Origin of the sequence: Streptomyces sp. ICC4, assembly GCF_003287915.1 — a bacterium.
Classification (GTDB): Bacteria; Actinomycetota; Actinomycetes; order Streptomycetales; family Streptomycetaceae; genus Streptomyces; species Streptomyces tritrimontium.
The window spans coordinates 1,087,500-1,103,194 of sequence record NZ_CP030286.1 but is presented as its reverse complement, the minus strand read 5'-3'; the positions used below and the strand labels follow the sequence as shown (position 1 = coordinate 1,103,194).

Genomic DNA, 15,695 nt, shown 5'->3' with positions numbered 1-15,695 from the left:
GGCGGGCCGGGCACGTACCCTTTTCTGTTGTGCCGAACGCCAACGAAGACAATCCCAGTGTCCTGAGTCAGGGGCAGGCCCGCGCGGTGAGCGAACTGCTGCGGATCGCCCCCGTCGCCGACGAGCTCGGCCGCCGTTTCCAGGCGGCGGGCTTCCGCCTCGCCCTGGTCGGCGGGTCCGTCCGCGACGCGCTGCTCGGGCGCCTCGGCAATGACCTCGACTTCACCACCGACGCCCGCCCCGAGGACGTTCTCAAGATCATCAGGCCGTGGGCCGACTCGGTCTGGGACGTCGGCATCGCCTTCGGCACGGTCGGTGCGCAGAAGCTCGCCCGCGTCGAAGACGTTGATCGGAACTTCCAGATCGAGGTCACCACCTACCGCTCGGAGTCCTACGACCGGACCTCGCGCAAGCCGGAGGTCTCCTACGGTGACTCGATCGAGGAAGACCTCGTCCGCCGTGACTTCACGGTGAACGCGATGGCCGTCGCGCTCCCCGAGAAGGAATTCGTGGACCCGCACGGCGGCCTGGAGGACCTCAGGGCCGGTGTGCTGCGCACCCCGGGCACTCCGGAGGACTCCTTCTCCGACGATCCGCTGCGCATGCTGCGGGCGGCCCGGTTCGCCGCCCAGCTCGACTTCGAGGTCGCCCCCGACGTGGTGGCGGCGATGAAGGCCATGTCCGGCCGGATCGAGATCGTGTCGGCGGAGCGGGTCCAGGGCGAGCTGAACAAGCTGCTCCTGTCCGCGCACCCGCGCAAGGGCCTCGGCCTGCTCGTGGACACCGGGCTGGCCGACCACGTGCTGCCCGAGCTGCCCGCGCTGCGTCTGGAGAGTGACGAGCACCACCGGCACAAGGACGTCTACGACCACTCGTTGATCGTGCTGGAGCAGGCGATCGCACTCGAGGAGGACGGCCCGGACCTGGTGCTGCGGCTCGCGGCCCTGCTGCACGACATCGGCAAGCCGCGCACCCGGAGGTTCGAGAGCGACGGACGGGTCTCCTTCCACCACCACGAGATGGTGGGCGCGAAGATGACCAAGAAGCGCATGACCGCGCTGAAGTACTCCAACGACATGGTCAAGGACGTGTCCCGGCTGGTCGAGCTGCACCTGCGGTTCCACGGCTACGGGGACGGGGAGTGGACCGACTCGGCGGTGCGCCGCTACGTCCGCGACGCCGGCCCGCTGCTGGAGCGGCTGCACAAGCTGACGCGCTCCGACTGCACCACGCGCAACAAGCGCAAGGCGAACGCGCTCTCCCGCACTTACGACGGGCTGGAGGAGCGCATCGCCCAGTTGCAGGAGCGGGAGGAGCTGGACGCGATCCGCCCCGACCTGGACGGCAACGAGATCATGCAGGTGCTGGACGTCGGCCCCGGCCCGGTGATCGGCAAGGCGTACGCCTTCCTGCTGGAGCTGCGGCTGGAGAACGGGCCGGTGGGGCGCGACGAGGCGGTCGCCGCCCTCAAGGAGTGGTGGGCGGCCCAGGACGCCTGAGCAGGCCCTCCCGGGCCGGGGACACGGGCGTCCGCCTGGTCGGAGGGCCGTGGTGGTCGGGGTCGGTCGGTGTTTCACGTGAAACATCGGCCGGCGGACTCGGGCGCGCTCCGGTCAGGGCGATGTTTCACGTGAAACATCGCCCTGCCGCATGAGGAAGGCCGCGATCGCGGCATAGAGCGCGGCCACGCCGACGATCAGCGGGACGGACTGCCCGTCGAGGGGGAGCACGAGCGAGGCCACGGCGGCGGCGCCGACGAAGGCGACGTTGAAGAGCACGTCGTAGACGGAGAAGACCCGGCCGCGGAAGGCGTCGTCCACCTGGGACTGCACGACGGTGTCGGTGGAGATCTTGGCGCCCTGGGTGGCGAGGCCCAGCACGAAGGCCGCGGCGAGCATCGGTCCGGGGGCGAAGAACAGCCCCAGTGCGGGGACCAGGACGGCGGAACCGGCGGCGCAGGCGGTGATCCAGCCGCGCGTGCCCAGCCGGTCCACCAGCCACGGCGTGATGACGGCGGCGGCGAAGAACCCGGCCCCCGAGACCCCCACCGCGACGCCCAGCAGGGCCAGGCCTTCGGCCTCGTCGGCCGACCAGGAGTAGCGGCAGAGCGTCAGCAGCGTGACGGTCAGCGCTCCGTAGCAGAACCGCATCAGGGTCATGGCGGTGAGTGCCTGGGCGGCCGACCGCCTGGCCGCCAGGTGCCGGAGCCCTTCGGCCATGCCCCGGACGGCGATGGCGACGCCCTCGGCGACCGTCGGGTCGATCCGGCCGGGAGGGTGGTCGGGCCCGAGGAGGCGGACGGCGAGGCGCAGGGAGGCCAGGGCGGCGCACAGGTAGAAGCCGGCTGCCAGGAGGACGACGAGGGCGTCGGAGCCGGCGGCCAGTGCCCGGACGAGGAAGGCCAGTCCCCCGCCGCCGACGGCCGCGAGCGTTCCGGCGGTGGGCGAGAGGGCGTTCGCGGTGACCAGCTGGCCGGGGCCGACGACATGGGGCAGGGAGGCTGCGAGTCCGGCGAGGACGAAGCGGTTGACGGCCGTCACGGACAGGGCCGAGGCGTAGAAGAGCCAGTCGGGCACGTGGGCGACGATCAGCATGCCGGTGACACAGGCGAGGAAGGCCCGCAGCAGGTTGCCGTAGAGGAAGACCTGGCGGCGGGGCCAGCGGTCCAGCAGCACCCCGGCGAAGGGCCCGATCACGGAGTAGGGCAGCAGGAGCACCGCCATGGCGGAGGCGATGGCCGCGGGCGAGGCCTGCTTCTCCGGGGAGAAGACGACGTAGGTGGCCAGTGCGACCTGGTAGACGCCGTCGGCCGCCTGCGAGAGAAGCCGTACGGCCAGCAGGTTGCGGAAGTCCCGCAGACGCAGGAGTACGCGCAGATCACGTACGACAGCCATGAGGAAAAGGGTCACATACGCGGAGGGTCCCCGGGCGCATTGCCCGGGGACCCTCCGCGGAAGAACAGCCGAAGTCCAGGTGTCGTCAAGGACCCTTGGGGTTCGGCGGTCGGGGCGCGACTTAGCGCTCGACCTCGCCCTTGATGAACTTCTCGACGTTCGCGTAAGCCTCGTCGTCGAAGTACTGCACCGGCGGGGACTTCATGAAGTAGCTCGACGCCGACAGGATCGGGCCGCCGATACCGCGGTCCTTGGCGATCTTCGCGGCGCGCAGGGCGTCGATGATGACACCGGCGGAGTTCGGGGAGTCCCACACCTCGAGCTTGTACTCGAGGTTCAGCGGGACGTCGCCGAAGGCGCGACCCTCGAGGCGGACGTAGGCCCACTTGCGGTCGTCGAGCCACGCGACGTAGTCGGACGGGCCGATGTGGACGTTCTTCTCGCCGAGATCACGGTCGGGGATCTGCGAGGTGACGGCCTGCGTCTTGGAGATCTTCTTCGACTCGAGGCGGTCGCGCTCGAGCATGTTCTTGAAGTCCATGTTGCCGCCGACGTTGAGCTGCATGGTGCGCTCGAGTCGGACACCGCGGTCTTCGAACAGCTTCGCCATCACGCGGTGCGTGATGGTGGCGCCGACCTGGGACTTGATGTCGTCGCCGACGATCGGGACACCGGCCTCGGTAAACTTGTCAGCCCACTCCTTGGTGCCGGCGATGAAGACCGGGAGGGCGTTGACGAAGGCGACCTTGGCGTCGATGGCGGCCTGGGCGTAGAACTTCGCCGCAGCCTCGGAACCGACGGGCAGGTAGCAGATCAGGACGTCGACCTGACGGTCCTTGAGGATCTGGACGATGTCGACCGGGGTCTCGGTCGACTCCTCGATGGTCTCGCGGTAGTACTTGCCCAGGCCGTCCAGGGTGTGGCCGCGCTGAACGGTCACACCCGCACTCGGGACGTCGCAGATCTTGATGGTGTTGTTCTCGCTGGCGCCGATGGCGTCCGAAAGGTCGAGGCCGACCTTCTTCGCGTCGACGTCGAACGCGGCGACGAACTCGATGTCACGCACGTGGTAGTCGCCGAACTGGACGTGCATCAGACCGGGGACCTTGGCCGCCGGGTCGGCGTCCTTGTAGTACTCGACGCCCTGCACCAGCGAGGCGGCGCAGTTGCCTACGCCGACGATGGCTACGCGAACCGAACCCATTCCGGTTGCTCCCTGTTTGTTCTCGGACGAGGCCTGCGAGATGCAGGCCTCACTTTGCAGTTTCGTCGGACGGACCGGGTCGTCTCTGATCCCGTCCCGCCCGCTCACTTTCGATGAGCTCGTTCAGCCAGCGCACTTCGCGCTCCACGGATTCCATTCCGTGGCGTTGCAGCTCGAGCGTGTAGTCGTCGAGCCGCTCGCGTGTGCGGGCGATCGAGGCGCTCATCTTCTCCAGGCGCTCCTCAAGCCGGCTGCGACGGCCTTCCAGCACCCGCATCCGTACTTCCCGTTCGGTCTGGCCGAAGAAAGCGAAGCGGGCGGCGAAGGACTCGTCCTCCCAGGCATCGGGGCCCGTGTGGGAGAGGAGCTCTTCGAAGTGCTCCTTGCCTGCCGCCGTCAACCGGTAGACGATCTTGGCGCGGCGCCCTGCGAGTGAAGCGGCGAGAGCGTCTTCCGGGGCGTTGCCCGGTTCTTCGATCAACCAACCGTTGGTGACGAGCGTCTTGAGGCAGGGGTAGAGCGTTCCGTAGCTGAACGCTCTGAACACCCCCAGCGAGGTGTTGAGCCGCTTGCGCAGCTCGTAGCCGTGCATGGGGGATTCGCGAAGCAGGCCCAGGACGGCGAACTCGAGGATGCCTGAGCGCCTGCTCATCCGCCTGTCCTTCCCCCGCCTCGGAGTCATTATGTCGAGCTGATGTATCGGCTCGATACATCCAGACGATAGAACGGGTGGCCCCCGGCTACAAGTGGCGACACGGTGACCGGCGTCACATCGCCAATTCGTGCGGTGCAAGTTGCCTGTTTTGGGGTGAACTTCGGCACTGATTGGCTTTTGGGCGTGCGTAGTCTGTGCGCCATGACACCGGGGGGACCGGAACTCACCTGCCGCTTCCAGGCCACTCGCCTGCCCGAGGAGTAGTCGTTCGATGAGCGAGCACCGCCGCAAACAGCAGCAGCCCCAGGGTGGGGGCCGCGCCGCTGCCCGCCGGGCTGCCCAGCAGCGCCCCGGACGGGGTGCCGAGTCCGGACGCGACGTGCCCACCGCGTCGCCCAGCGGACCGTACGGGGACGAGCCGGGGCACGGCAGCAGCCGTGCGGACGGCCGCAGATCCGCCGGCCGAGGCACGGCGGGACGGGGCCGGGGCGCCGCCCAGGCCGGACGCGGCACGGGCCGCCCGGACAAGCGGTTCATCAACTACCCGCGCTCGGACAGGGACGGCTGGAAGCGCTTCGTCCCGTCCTGGAAGCTCGTGGGCGGCACGGCCCTGGGCTTCTTCGCGATCATCACGGCAGGTGCCGGCATCGGCATCGCCTCGGTGAACACGCCGGACGCGAACAAGATGGCCGAGGCGCAGAACAACGTCTTCTACTGGGCCGACGACACCCAGATGGTCGCGACCGGCGGGTCCGTCAACCGCCAGATCGTGCCCATCGGCAAGATCCCCCGGTCGATGCAGAACGCCGTGATCGCCGCGGAGAACGAGTCCTTCGAGTCGGACAAGGGCGTCGACCCGATGGGCATCACCCGTGCCGTGTGGAACATGGCCAAGGGCGGATCCACCCAGGGCGGCTCGACGATCACCCAGCAGTACGTGAAGAACACGTACCTGGACTCCGACCAGACGCTCAAGCGCAAGGTCACCGAGCTCTTCATCTCGATAAAGCTCGGTGTCACCGCGGAGAAGAACACGATCCTCGCGGGCTACCTCAACACCGCCTACTACGGGCGTGACGCCTACGGGATCCAGGCGGCCTCCCGGGCCTACTTCGGGAAGGACTGCCAGGACCTGACCCCGTCCGAGGGCGCCTTCCTGGCTTCGGTGCTGAAGGGTCCCAACCTCTACAACCCGGACGGCGGCATCGGCACCGCGGCCACGCCCGAGCTGAACACCGCGCGAGCCCAGGAGCGCTGGGCCTGGGTCCTGGACCGCGAGGTCAAGGTCGGCCGCATGCAGCAGGCCGAGCGGGACCAGTACAAGGAGTTCCCCAAGCTCATCGAGTCGGCGCAGGCCCGCAACATGTCCGGGCAGATCGGCTACATGGTCGACACGGCCAAGGCCTACGTCATGAAGACCGCGAACCTCACGGTCGACGACCTGGCCAAGGGCGGCTACCAGATCCACACCACCTTCGAGAAGCCTCGGGTCGACGCGCTGGTCAAGGCCGTCGAGGAGACCCGCGACCGGATCATCGACGAGAAGAAGCGGCCCGAGACGGACACCTTCGTCCAGTTCGGCGCGGCCTCGGTGGACGTGAAGACCGGAGCCCTCGTCGCCCTGTACGGCGGTCCCGGCATGGACAAGAAGCACTTCAACAACAACGCCAACACCTCGGGTGTCCAGGTCGGCTCGACCTGGAAGCCCTTCGTGCTGGCGGCGGCCATGCAGTACGGCACCCAGAACTCCAGCGGCGCGGGGATCTCGGCCGACAGCAAGTACATGGCCAACGACCTCACGGTGATCAACAACCGTGACGGCCAGCCGCTGCGCGACAAGGCCGGCAAGCCGTTCAAGCAGAAGAACGAGAGCCCGACCGCCTACGGCTACGTGACCCTGAACGAGGCGATGGAGAAGTCCATCAACGTTCCGTTCGCCCAGCTCGTCTTCGATGTCGGCCACAGCAAGGTCAGGGAAGTCGCCAAGGCCACGGGCATCCTCGAGGAGTCGATGGACCCGAACGCCAACGCCTCCTTCGCGCTCGGCACCTCGACCCCCAGCGCCATCCGGATGGCCGACTCGTACGCCACCTTCGCCGCCTCGGGCACCCACCACGAGCCGTTCTCGGTGCGCAGCGTCCAGCGCGACGGCAAGGACCTGGCGAACTTCGAGGCCCCCAAGGCGCAGCAGGCCATGGACAATCTGATCGCGGACAACATCACCAAGGTCCTCCAGAACGTCGTGGAGAACGGCACCGGCAAGAAGGCCAAGGGCCTGAACCGGCCGGCCGCCGGCAAGACCGGTACCACCGATGAGAACATGTCGGCCTGGTTCGTCGGCTACACGCCCGAGCTGTCCACCTCCGTGACCCTGTTCCGCTCGGACCCCGCCGCGCAGAAGAAGGAACTGATCTCCATGAAGGGCGTGGCCGGCATCCCGTCGCTCCACGGTGGAGACATCCCGGCCGAGATCTGGACGAAGTACATGAAGGACGCGCTCGACGGGGTCCCGGTGAAGGACTTCCCGGAGCCGGACAAGATCCCTGTCATCGCGGACGCCTCCGGTGCCCCCTCCCCCAGTCCCTCGATCACCCCCTCGCCCTCGATGTCGGTGCCGGCCTCGCCGTCGCCCCAGCAGTCCCCGGCCTCCCCGTCCCCGTCGAAGGGCGGCAAGCCCTCCTGCCGGCCGTGGGAGATCTGCGACCCGGACGAACCGAGCCCCGGCGCCTCCACGTCGACGTCCCCCTCACCCAGCAAAACACCGGGCAGACCCGGTGGGGCGACGAACAGCGGCGGCAGCGGAGGCTTCCCGATAGGGGGCTCCACGGGCGGCTGACCGGCCGCCCCACGCCACGGACGCGCAGGGCCGTCGCACTTGGTGCGACGGCCCTCTCGCATGTCCGGCGCGGTACGGCAGGATGTGCGCATGACGAAGGTGCACGAGGACAGCCCCGTACTGCCCACCCAGCAGGACGAGGTGGCGGCCGCCGGGAGCGAGCTCATCGGCGGCCCACTGGGCCGCCACGCGCGGCTGGGAGGCCAGTGGCTGACCCCGGTGCGCGTCGTGGTGCTCGTCGCCCTGGGGATGTTCGCGCTCGGCATGGTGCAGAAGCTGCCGTGCTACGACTGGGCGTGGTTCCGCGGGGCCGGCTCCCAGTACACCCACGCCTGCTACTCGGACATCCCGCACCTCTACGTCGTACGCGGCTTCGCCGACGGCCTCACGCCGTACTTCGACCGCATCCCCGGCGACATGCAGTTCCTGGAGTACCCGGTGCTCACCGGGCTCTTCATGGAGATCGCCTCCTGGATGACCCCCGGCAGCGGCTCCATGCAGCACCGGGAGCAGATGTACTGGATGGTCAACGCGGGCATGCTGATGGTCTGCGCCGTCGTGATCGCCGTGTGCGTCGCCCGCACCCACCGCCGCCGGCCGTGGGACGCGCTGCTCTTCGCCCTCGCGCCCGCCTTCGCGCTCACCGCGACCATCAACTGGGACCTGCTGGCCATCGCACTGACGGCGGCCGCCATGCTCATGTGGTCGCGGAGCCGGCCGCTCGCCTTCGGCATCCTGATCGGGCTGGCCACCGCGGCCAAGCTCTACCCCGTACTGCTGCTCGGAGCCGTGTTCGTGCTCTGCTGGCGGGCCGGGAAGTGGCGTGCGTTCGGCGCGGCGGTCGGTGGCGCCGCCGCCTCCTGGCTCGTGGTGAACCTGCCGGTCATGCTCTTCGCCTGGGAGGGCTGGCAGAAGTTCTACACCTTCAGCCAGGAGCGGCCGATCGACTTCGGCTCCGTGTGGCTGCTGATCTCCCAGCGCTCCGGCAATCCGCTGGAGGGCGCCAACACCTACGCGACGGGCCTGACGCTGCTGCTGTGCGCCGGCATCGCGGCGCTCGCCCTGATGGCGCCGCGCCGCCCCCGGTTCGCGCAGCTGGCCTTCCTGCTGGTGGCCGCCTTCATCCTGGTCAACAAGGTCTACTCGCCCCAGTACGTGCTCTGGCTCATCCCGCTCGCGGCGCTGGCCCGGCCGCGCTGGCGGGACTTCCTGATCTGGCAGGCCGGTGAGGTCGCCTACTTCCTGGGGATCTGGTTCTACCTCGCCTACACGACCAGCGGGGACAAGCACCAGGGCCTGCCCCTGGAGGGCTACCAGCTGGCGATCACCGCCCACCTGCTGTGCACGCTCTACCTGTGCGCCGTCGTCGTGCGCGACATCCTGCTGCCCGAGCGGGACGTGGTGCGGCGCGACGGCTCCGACGACCCCTCGGGCGGCGTCCTGGACGGCGCCGAGGACGTCTTCACGCTGGCGCAGACGCCGAAGGCGCCGTGGGAGACGGCGCCTTCGGAGGGACAGCGGGTCGACTGGGGCGCGGCCCCCAGGGACTGACTCAGGCGTCGAGCGCCCGGTCGAACTGCGTGGTGGTGTGGCGCAGGTGCGCCACCAGCTCGTCGCCGACCTTGGGCTCGGGAGAGTCCGAGGGCACGAAGAGGATCGACACCTGCATGTGCGGGGGCTCGGCGAACCAGCGCTGCTTGCCCGCCCACACGAAGGGCGACAGGTTGCGGTTGACCGTGGCCAGCCCGGCCCGGGCGACGCCCTTGGCCCGCGGCATCACCCCGTGCAGCGCCTTGGGCGCCTCCAGCCCGACCCCGTGCGAGGTGCCGCCGGCGACGACGACGAGCCAGCCGTCGGAGGCGGCCTTCTGCTGGCGGTAGCCGAAGCGGTCGCCCTTGGCGACGCGGGTGACGTCGAGGACGGCGCCGCGGTACTCGGTCGCGTCGTGGTCGCCCAGCCACAGCCGGGTGCCGATGCGGGCCCGGAAGCGGGTCTGGGGGAACTGCTGCCGAAGCCGCGCCAGCTCCTCGGCCTTGAGGTGGCTGACGAACATGGTGTGCAGCGGCAGCCGGGCCGCGCGGAGCCGGTCCATCCAGCCGATGACCTCCTCGACGGCGTCGGAGCCGTCCGGGCGGTCCAGCGGCAGGTGGAGGGCGAAGCCCTCCAGCCGGACGTCCTCGATCGCCGCGTGCAGCTGGCCGAGGTCCTGCTCGGAGATGCCGTGGCGGCGCATCGAGCTCATGCACTCGATGACCACGCGGGCGCCGACCAGGCCGCGGACCCCGTCCACCGAGGACACCGAGCGGATGACCCGGTCCGGCAGCGGCACCGGCTCCTCACCGCGCCGGAACGGGGTGAGGACGAGCAGGTCGCCGCCGAAGTGGTCCTTGATGCTGGCGGCCTCGTACGTCGTTCCGACGGCCAGGACGTCGGCGCCCATCCGGGTGGCCTCCTCGCAGAGGCGCTCGTGGCCGAAGCCGTAGCCGTTGCCCTTGCAGACCGGGATCATCCCGGGGAACTGGTCCTGGATCTGCTTCTGGTGCGCACGCCAGCGCGCGGTGTCGACGTAGAGCGTGAGCGCCATGCCCGTCCGGAACCTCTCTCGAAAAGCTGCGTGGTGCAGCGGTGCGGTGTGTGGGGAAGGGGGATCAGCGGCGCGACATATACATGTCGAGCGCCTTGTGCAGCAGCTTGTTGAGCGGGAAGTCCCACTCGCCCACGTACTCGACGGCCTCGCCGCCCGTGCCGACCTTGAACTGGATCAGCCCGAACAGGTGGTCGTTCTCGTCCAGGGTGTCACTGATGCCGCGCAGGTCGTAGACGCTTGCGCCGAGCGCGTAGGAATCGCGCAGCATGCGCCACTGCATCGCGTTCGAGGGGCGGACCTCGCGCTTGTGGTTGGCGGAGGCGCCGTAGGAGTACCAGACGTGCTGGCCGACGGTGAGCATCGTGGCGGCGGCCAGCGGCTCCCCCTCGTGCTTGGCGATGTACAGCCGCATCCGGTTGGGGTCCTCGGAGTTGAGGGCCGTCCACTGGCGCTGGAAGTAGCTGAGCGGGCGCGGGCGGAACTTGTCGCGTTCGGCCGTGATCTCGTACAGCTGCTGCCAGACCGGCAGGTCCTCGTAGCCGCCCTGGACGACCTCGACGCCGGCCTTCTCGGCCTTCTTGATGTTGCGGCGCCACAGCTGGTTGAAGCCCTTGAGGACGTCGTCCAGCGAGCGGTTGGCCAGCGGGACCTGGAAGACGTAGCGGGGCTGCACGTCGCCGAAGCCGGCGCCCCCGTCCTCGGCCTGCTGCCAGCCCATGCGGCGCAGTTTGTCGGAGACCTCGAAGGCGCGGGGCTCGATGTGCGAAGCCTCCACGTCGCGCAGGCGCTTGACCTCGGGGTCCTGGATTCCGGCCTTGATGGCGGTGGAGTTCCAGCGCCGGATGACGACCGGCGGGCCCATCTTCACGGTGAAGGCGCCCTGCTGCTTGAGGTGCGCCAGCATCGGCTGGAGCCACTCGTCGAGATTGGGGGCGTACCAGTTGATGACCGGGCCCTCGGGGAGGTACGCGAGGTACCGCTTCACCTTGGGCAGCTGGCGGTACAACACGAGGGCCGCGCCGACGAGTTCACCGGAGTCGTCGAACCATCCGAGGTTCTCCGAACGCCACTCGTTCTTCACGTCGGCCCACGCCGGGACCTGGCAGTGGCTCGCCGAGGGCAGGCTCTGGAGATAGCCCAGATGCTGCTCTCGGCTGATGGTCCTCAGGGACAGGCTCATGCGGGGCGTCTCCTCCGGCGGCTTCGCTGGCTATGGCGCGAAGCCTACTGCGACAGGGGCGCCACCCATCTGGGGGACAGGCCGGGCCTGGGCCGGTGGAGGCCGGCGCCCCGTCGCGGAGGCACCCGGTCAGCCCAGCCAGCCGCCGAAGAGACCGCCGTGGGCCATGCCCAGGAAGAAGCCGAAGCCCGAGGCGCCGAGGCCGATGATCAACGCGAAGCGCTCGCGTGTCGTCGCGGAGATGAACTGTCCGTAGGCGCCGGTGAGGATCCCGATCAGTCCGGTCCAGGAGCTGAGCAGGTGGAGGTTGTGGAAGAACGCGGTGACGAACGCCACGGCGCCGAGGATCAGGGTGACCGCCACCAGGGTGTCCTGGAGCGGATGGGGCTTGCCGTCGGTCGCGAAGAGCGAGATGGAGGACTGGCGTCGCATTGCCTGTGCCATCGGAAGGCACCTCCTGGCTGCAGCAGAGCGGTGCTGCGGTCCGCCTCCGGCAGGAGCCGGGGGCCTAGCACCGAGCACACCCGATGCATACAGATTGTGGCCTCCTGGCGCCGGATTTCAACCGGAAGGAGTCGAGGAGGTAGTCTGTACAGCTGCGCGGTGTCTGCTCTGCAGATGCCGTGCGCACGCATCACGACCCTCCTGCCACGGAACGACCGTGGCCGCTGAGTCCAAAGGAGGTGGGTTCCACATGCGTCACTACGAAGTGATGGTCATCCTCGACCCCGATCTCGAGGAGCGCGCTGTCTCCCCGCTGATCGAGAACTTCCTTTCTGTCGTCCGTGAGGGCAACGGAAAGGTCGAGAAGGTCGACACCTGGGGCCGTCGTCGTCTCGCTTACGAGATCAAGAAGAAGCCCGAGGGCATCTACTCGGTCATCGACCTCCAGGCCGAGCCTGCGGTCGTCAAGGAGCTTGACCGACAGATGAACCTGAACGAGTCGGTTCTCCGGACCAAGGTCCTCCGCCCCGAGACCCACTGAACTTCGGTTCAGCGGTAATCGGGACCGAGTAGCACAGCAGCCCAGCAGCAATCCCCGCCGAGAGGTTCATCCATGGCAGGCGAGACCGTCATCACGGTCGTCGGCAATCTCGTCGACGACCCCGAGCTGCGCTTCACCCCCTCGGGTGCGGCGGTCGCGAAGTTCCGTGTCGCGTCCACTCCCCGCACCTTCGACAAGCAGACCAATGAGTGGAAGGACGGCGAAAGCCTGTTCCTGACCTGCTCGGTCTGGCGTCAGGCGGCTGAAAACGTCGCCGAGTCCCTTCAGCGGGGCATGCGCGTCATCGTGCAGGGCCGGCTGAAGCAGCGGTCCTACGAAGACCGTGAGGGTGTCAAGCGCACGGTCTACGAGCTGGACGTCGAGGAAGTCGGCCCCAGCTTGAAGAACGCCACGTCCAAGGTCACCAAGACCACTGGTCGCGGTGGTCAGGGCGGATACGGCGGCGGTGGCGGCGGTCAGCAGCAGGGCGGCGGCGGTGGCAACTGGGGCGGAGCCCCGGGTGGCGCCGCTCCCCAGGGCGGCGGAGCTCCCTCCGACGACCCGTGGTCGTCCAGTGCGCCGGCCGGCGGCCAGCAGCAGGGTGGCGGCGGTGGCGGTTGGGGCGGAAGCTCCGGCGGCTCCGGCGGCTCCGGCGGTGGCTACTCGGACGAGCCGCCCTTCTAGGGCAGCTCGCACCCCCACTTCTTGATTTCACAGGAGAGACACAATGGCGAAGCCGCCTGTGCGCAAGCCTAAGAAGAAGGTCTGCGCGTTCTGCAAGGACAAGACCGTGTACGTGGACTACAAGGACACGAACATGCTGCGGAAGTTCATTTCCGACCGTGGCAAGATCCGTGCCCGCCGCGTCACCGGCAACTGCACGCAGCACCAGCGTGACGTCGCCACGGCAGTCAAGAACAGCCGTGAGATGGCACTGCTGCCCTACACGTCCACCGCGCGATAAGGAAAGGGTGACCGAATAATGAAGATCATCCTGACCCACGAGGTCACTGGCCTCGGCACCGCCGGCGATGTCGTCGACGTCAAGGACGGCTACGCTCGCAACTACCTGGTCCCGCGTGGTTTCGCGATCCGCTGGACCAAGGGTGGCGAGAAGGACGTGGCGCAGATCCGCCGCGCCCGCAAGATCCACGAGATCGCGACGATCGAGCAGGCCAACGAGTTCAAGGCCAAGCTCGAGTCCGTCAAGGTCCGTCTGGCCACCCGCGCGGGTGACGCCGGTCGTCTCTTCGGTTCCGTGACTCCCTCTGACATCGCCACGGCGATCGAGGCGTCCGGTGGCCCGAAGGTCGACAAGCGCCGCGTCGAGCTGGGCTCCCCGATCAAGACCCTCGGTTCGTACCAGGTCTCCGTGCGTCTGCACGCCGACGTGGCCGCGAACGTGGGCATCGAGGTCGTCGCCGCCTAAGGGCTGCGCATGAAGGGCCGCACCCCTGTGGGGGTGCGGCCCTTCATCGTTCCCGGCGCGGCCGGTGTTTCACGTGAAACAGCACTCTGTTTCACGTGAAACACCGGCCCTGGCCCCTCCGTGCTCCCGAGGGGTGGTCTACCGGGTCGCCCCTGCGATCAGCCAGCGGCCCGAGCGGGCGCGCAGCTGGAGGGTGACCATCCGGACCAGCATCATCAGCGTCATGGCGCACCAGAGGGCCGTCAGGCCGCCTCCCATGGCCGGTACGAGCAGTGCGGCCGGGGCGAAGACGGCGAGAGTCACCAGCATGGCCCAGGCCAGGTAGGGCCCGTCGCCGGCGCCCATCAAGACGCCGTCGAGGATGAAGACGATGCCGGAGACGGGCTGGGAGACGGCCACCACGAGCAGGGCCGGCAGCAGGGCGCTCTCGACCGCCGGGTCGCTCGTGAAGAGCGGGATGAAGACGGGGCGGGCGATGATCACCAGGACGCCCAGGACGATGCCGGAGACGACCCCCCACTGCACCATGCGCCGGCAGACGGCCCTGGCGCCCTCCGTGTCCCCCGCGCCGAGGTAGCGGCCGATGATGGCCTGCCCGGCGATGGCGATGGCGTCCAGGGCGAAGGCCAGCAGGCTCCACAGCGAGAGCAGGATCTGGTGGGCGGCGATGTCGGCGTCCCCGAGGCGGGCGGCCACGCCGGTCGCGATCATCAGGACGCCGCGCAGGGACAGCGTACGGATCAGCAGGGGTGCGCCGGCCTGTGCGCAGGCCCGGATGCCCGCGGCGTCGGGGCGCAGGGAGGCGCCGTGCCGGCGGGCGCCGCGGACGACCACGAAGAGGTAGGCGGCGGCCATGGCGCACTGTGCGATCACCGTGCCCCAGGCGGAGCCGGCGATGCCGAGGTCGGCGCCGTAGACGAGTGCGACGTTCAGTACCCCGTTGAGGGCGAAGCCGCCGATCGCGACGTAGAGCGGGGTCCGGGTGTCCTGGAGGCCGCGGATGACTCCGGTGGCGGCCAGCACCACGAGCATCGCCGGGATGCCGAGGGCGGAGATCCGCAGATAGGTGACCGCGTACTGGGCCACCGCGTCGGAGGCTCCGAAGAGGGAGACCAGGGAGGGTGACGTGGGCAGCAGGAGGACGATGACGGCCGCGCCGAGGAGCAGGGCGAGCCAGATGCCGTCCATGCCCTGCCGGATGGCTGCCTGGAGGTCGCCCGCGCCGACGCGGCGGGACACGGCCGCGGTGGTGGCGTAGGCGAGGAAGATGAAGACGCTCACGCCGGTGGCGAGCAGCGCCGCGGCGATGCCGAGACCGGCCAGCTGGGGTGTGCCGAGGTGCCCCACGATGGCGCTGTCGGCCATCACGAAGAGGGGTTCGGCGACGAGTGCGCCGAAGGCGGGGAGCGCGAGCGCGAAGATCTCGCGGTCGTGTTGTCTCGGGGCAGCCTTCGGTGCTGCGGTGGCCTGTCTCATGTGCTCAATCTAATCTTCCACAGGTAATAGACACAAGGCCTTTTGGATCCTTACCGACGCGCTGATTCGCGCGTTCGTCCCACCTCATTGGAGGCGATCTTGAGACAGTGGCGAAGAATTTTCTGCCGCCCGCTCTCCTGAGGGAGAACTTGCAGGTCAAGTGGGGTGACGGGTGGGGTCGGGTGATTTTGTCCACAGCGTCGTCCCCCGGTCCGTACACAGCTTCCGGGGACTTACCCACAGCATTGGCGCCGTCATCCACACCTCATCCACACAGCCTGTGGATAACAAGATTGGCTGACGTCGCTCCCGGCTCTACCGTGGTTCGTTGCCCGACTCGCCGAAAGCCGATCCGGGTGCCCCAAATGTCAGAGCCGTGTCGTAGAAAGAGTGACACGGCGAGGTCCGCGCAGCGGACGGGAGGAGGCGGCCCGGTGAGCATGCCCGAG

At 68.8% G+C, this 15,695-nt stretch carries 14 protein-coding genes; 7 read left to right on the top strand and 7 right to left on the bottom strand.

Annotated elements, in window-relative coordinates:
* Positions 1-29 precede the first annotated feature (29 nt).
* Positions 30-1,499: a CCA tRNA nucleotidyltransferase gene (locus tag DRB89_RS05070; protein WP_112448021.1), complete on the top strand. Its 1,470-nt coding sequence runs from the start codon at positions 30-32 to the stop codon at positions 1,497-1,499.
* Positions 1,500-1,613: 114 nt separating this feature from the next.
* Here the strand turns inward: DRB89_RS05070 and DRB89_RS05065 are convergent, their stop codons facing one another.
* The 3 genes from DRB89_RS05065 to DRB89_RS05055 form a co-directional block, all read right to left on the bottom strand.
* Positions 1,614-2,894 carry an MFS transporter gene (locus tag DRB89_RS05065; RefSeq protein WP_112453309.1) on the bottom strand — a complete coding sequence of 427 codons (1,281 nt, stop codon included), beginning with the start codon at positions 2,892-2,894 and terminating at the stop codon, positions 1,614-1,616.
* Between the two features lie 121 nt (positions 2,895-3,015).
* The gene (locus tag DRB89_RS05060) at positions 3,016-4,098 is read right to left on the bottom strand and encodes an inositol-3-phosphate synthase (RefSeq protein WP_112448022.1); all 1,083 of its coding nucleotides are present in this window, start codon (positions 4,096-4,098) and stop codon (positions 3,016-3,018) included.
* 49 nt (positions 4,099-4,147) lie between these two features.
* The gene (locus DRB89_RS05055) at positions 4,148-4,750 is read right to left on the bottom strand and encodes a PadR family transcriptional regulator (protein WP_112448023.1); all 603 of its coding nucleotides are present in this window, start codon (positions 4,748-4,750) and stop codon (positions 4,148-4,150) included.
* A 274-nt stretch (positions 4,751-5,024) separates the two neighbouring features.
* Between DRB89_RS05055 and DRB89_RS05050 the strand changes: the two genes are divergently transcribed.
* Complete coding sequence (locus DRB89_RS05050; RefSeq protein ID WP_112463216.1) at positions 5,025-7,589, top strand: transglycosylase domain-containing protein; 2,565 nt, start codon at positions 5,025-5,027, stop codon at positions 7,587-7,589.
* Between the two features lie 90 nt (positions 7,590-7,679).
* Positions 7,680-9,140, top strand: coding sequence for a glycosyltransferase 87 family protein (locus DRB89_RS05045; RefSeq protein ID WP_112448329.1), 1,461 nt, complete (start codon positions 7,680-7,682; stop codon positions 9,138-9,140).
* Between the two features lies 1 nt (position 9,141).
* On the opposite strand, the gene DRB89_RS05040 is transcribed toward DRB89_RS05045, so the two are convergent.
* From DRB89_RS05040 to DRB89_RS05030, 3 genes are all read right to left on the bottom strand, one after another.
* Entirely contained in the window at positions 9,142-10,173 is a 1,032-nt protein-coding gene (locus DRB89_RS05040) for an alanine racemase (RefSeq protein WP_112448330.1), read from the bottom strand.
* A 64-nt stretch (positions 10,174-10,237) separates the two neighbouring features.
* Entirely contained in the window at positions 10,238-11,356 is a 1,119-nt protein-coding gene (locus DRB89_RS05035) for a peptidoglycan bridge formation glycyltransferase FemA/FemB family protein (RefSeq protein WP_112448331.1), read from the bottom strand.
* A gap of 129 nt (positions 11,357-11,485) precedes the next feature.
* Complete coding sequence (locus tag DRB89_RS05030) at positions 11,486-11,800, bottom strand: hypothetical protein (protein WP_112448332.1); 315 nt, start codon at positions 11,798-11,800, stop codon at positions 11,486-11,488.
* 250 nt (positions 11,801-12,050) lie between these two features.
* Between DRB89_RS05030 and rpsF the strand changes: the two genes are divergently transcribed.
* The 4 genes from rpsF (at position 12,051) to rplI (ending at position 13,770) form a co-directional block, all read left to right on the top strand.
* Complete coding sequence (rpsF, locus tag DRB89_RS05025) at positions 12,051-12,341, top strand: 30S ribosomal protein S6 (RefSeq protein ID WP_004950685.1); 291 nt, start codon at positions 12,051-12,053, stop codon at positions 12,339-12,341.
* Positions 12,342-12,413: 72 nt separating this feature from the next.
* Entirely contained in the window at positions 12,414-13,025 is a 612-nt protein-coding gene (locus DRB89_RS05020) for a single-stranded DNA-binding protein (protein ID WP_112448333.1), read from the top strand.
* Between the two features lie 43 nt (positions 13,026-13,068).
* On the top strand, positions 13,069-13,305 hold the full coding sequence (gene rpsR / locus DRB89_RS05015) for a 30S ribosomal protein S18 (RefSeq protein ID WP_003956534.1): 237 nt from the start codon (positions 13,069-13,071) through the stop codon (positions 13,303-13,305).
* A gap of 18 nt (positions 13,306-13,323) precedes the next feature.
* Positions 13,324-13,770 carry a 50S ribosomal protein L9 gene (gene rplI, locus DRB89_RS05010; protein ID WP_112448334.1) on the top strand — a complete coding sequence of 149 codons (447 nt, stop codon included), beginning with the start codon at positions 13,324-13,326 and terminating at the stop codon, positions 13,768-13,770.
* Between the two features lie 138 nt (positions 13,771-13,908).
* Here the strand turns inward: rplI and DRB89_RS05005 are convergent, their stop codons facing one another.
* On the bottom strand, positions 13,909-15,246 hold the full coding sequence (locus DRB89_RS05005; RefSeq protein ID WP_112448335.1) for an MATE family efflux transporter: 1,338 nt from the start codon (positions 15,244-15,246) through the stop codon (positions 13,909-13,911).
* Between the last annotated feature and the right edge of the window lie 449 nt (positions 15,247-15,695).

Excerpts from the sequence above, each read along its gene's own strand:
- DRB89_RS05065 (WP_112453309.1), bottom strand. The coding sequence starts at position 2,894 with ATGGCTGTCGTACGTGATCTGCGCGTACTCCTGCGTCTGCGGGACTTC.
- DRB89_RS05060 (WP_112448022.1), bottom strand. The coding sequence starts at position 4,098 with ATGGGTTCGGTTCGCGTAGCCATCGTCGGCGTAGGCAACTGCGCCGCC.
- DRB89_RS05055 (WP_112448023.1), bottom strand. The coding sequence starts at position 4,750 with ATGAGCAGGCGCTCAGGCATCCTCGAGTTCGCCGTCCTGGGCCTGCTT.
- DRB89_RS05050 (WP_112463216.1), top strand. The coding sequence starts at position 5,025 with ATGAGCGAGCACCGCCGCAAACAGCAGCAGCCCCAGGGTGGGGGCCGC.
- DRB89_RS05045 (WP_112448329.1), top strand. The coding sequence starts at position 7,680 with ATGACGAAGGTGCACGAGGACAGCCCCGTACTGCCCACCCAGCAGGAC.
- DRB89_RS05040 (WP_112448330.1), bottom strand. The coding sequence starts at position 10,173 with ATGGCGCTCACGCTCTACGTCGACACCGCGCGCTGGCGTGCGCACCAG.
- DRB89_RS05035 (WP_112448331.1), bottom strand. The coding sequence starts at position 11,356 with ATGAGCCTGTCCCTGAGGACCATCAGCCGAGAGCAGCATCTGGGCTAT.
- DRB89_RS05030 (WP_112448332.1), bottom strand. The coding sequence starts at position 11,800 with ATGGCACAGGCAATGCGACGCCAGTCCTCCATCTCGCTCTTCGCGACC.
- rpsF (WP_004950685.1), top strand. The coding sequence starts at position 12,051 with ATGCGTCACTACGAAGTGATGGTCATCCTCGACCCCGATCTCGAGGAG.
- DRB89_RS05020 (WP_112448333.1), top strand. The coding sequence starts at position 12,414 with ATGGCAGGCGAGACCGTCATCACGGTCGTCGGCAATCTCGTCGACGAC.
- rpsR (WP_003956534.1), top strand. The coding sequence starts at position 13,069 with ATGGCGAAGCCGCCTGTGCGCAAGCCTAAGAAGAAGGTCTGCGCGTTC.
- rplI (WP_112448334.1), top strand. The coding sequence starts at position 13,324 with ATGAAGATCATCCTGACCCACGAGGTCACTGGCCTCGGCACCGCCGGC.
- DRB89_RS05005 (WP_112448335.1), bottom strand. The coding sequence starts at position 15,246 with ATGAGACAGGCCACCGCAGCACCGAAGGCTGCCCCGAGACAACACGAC.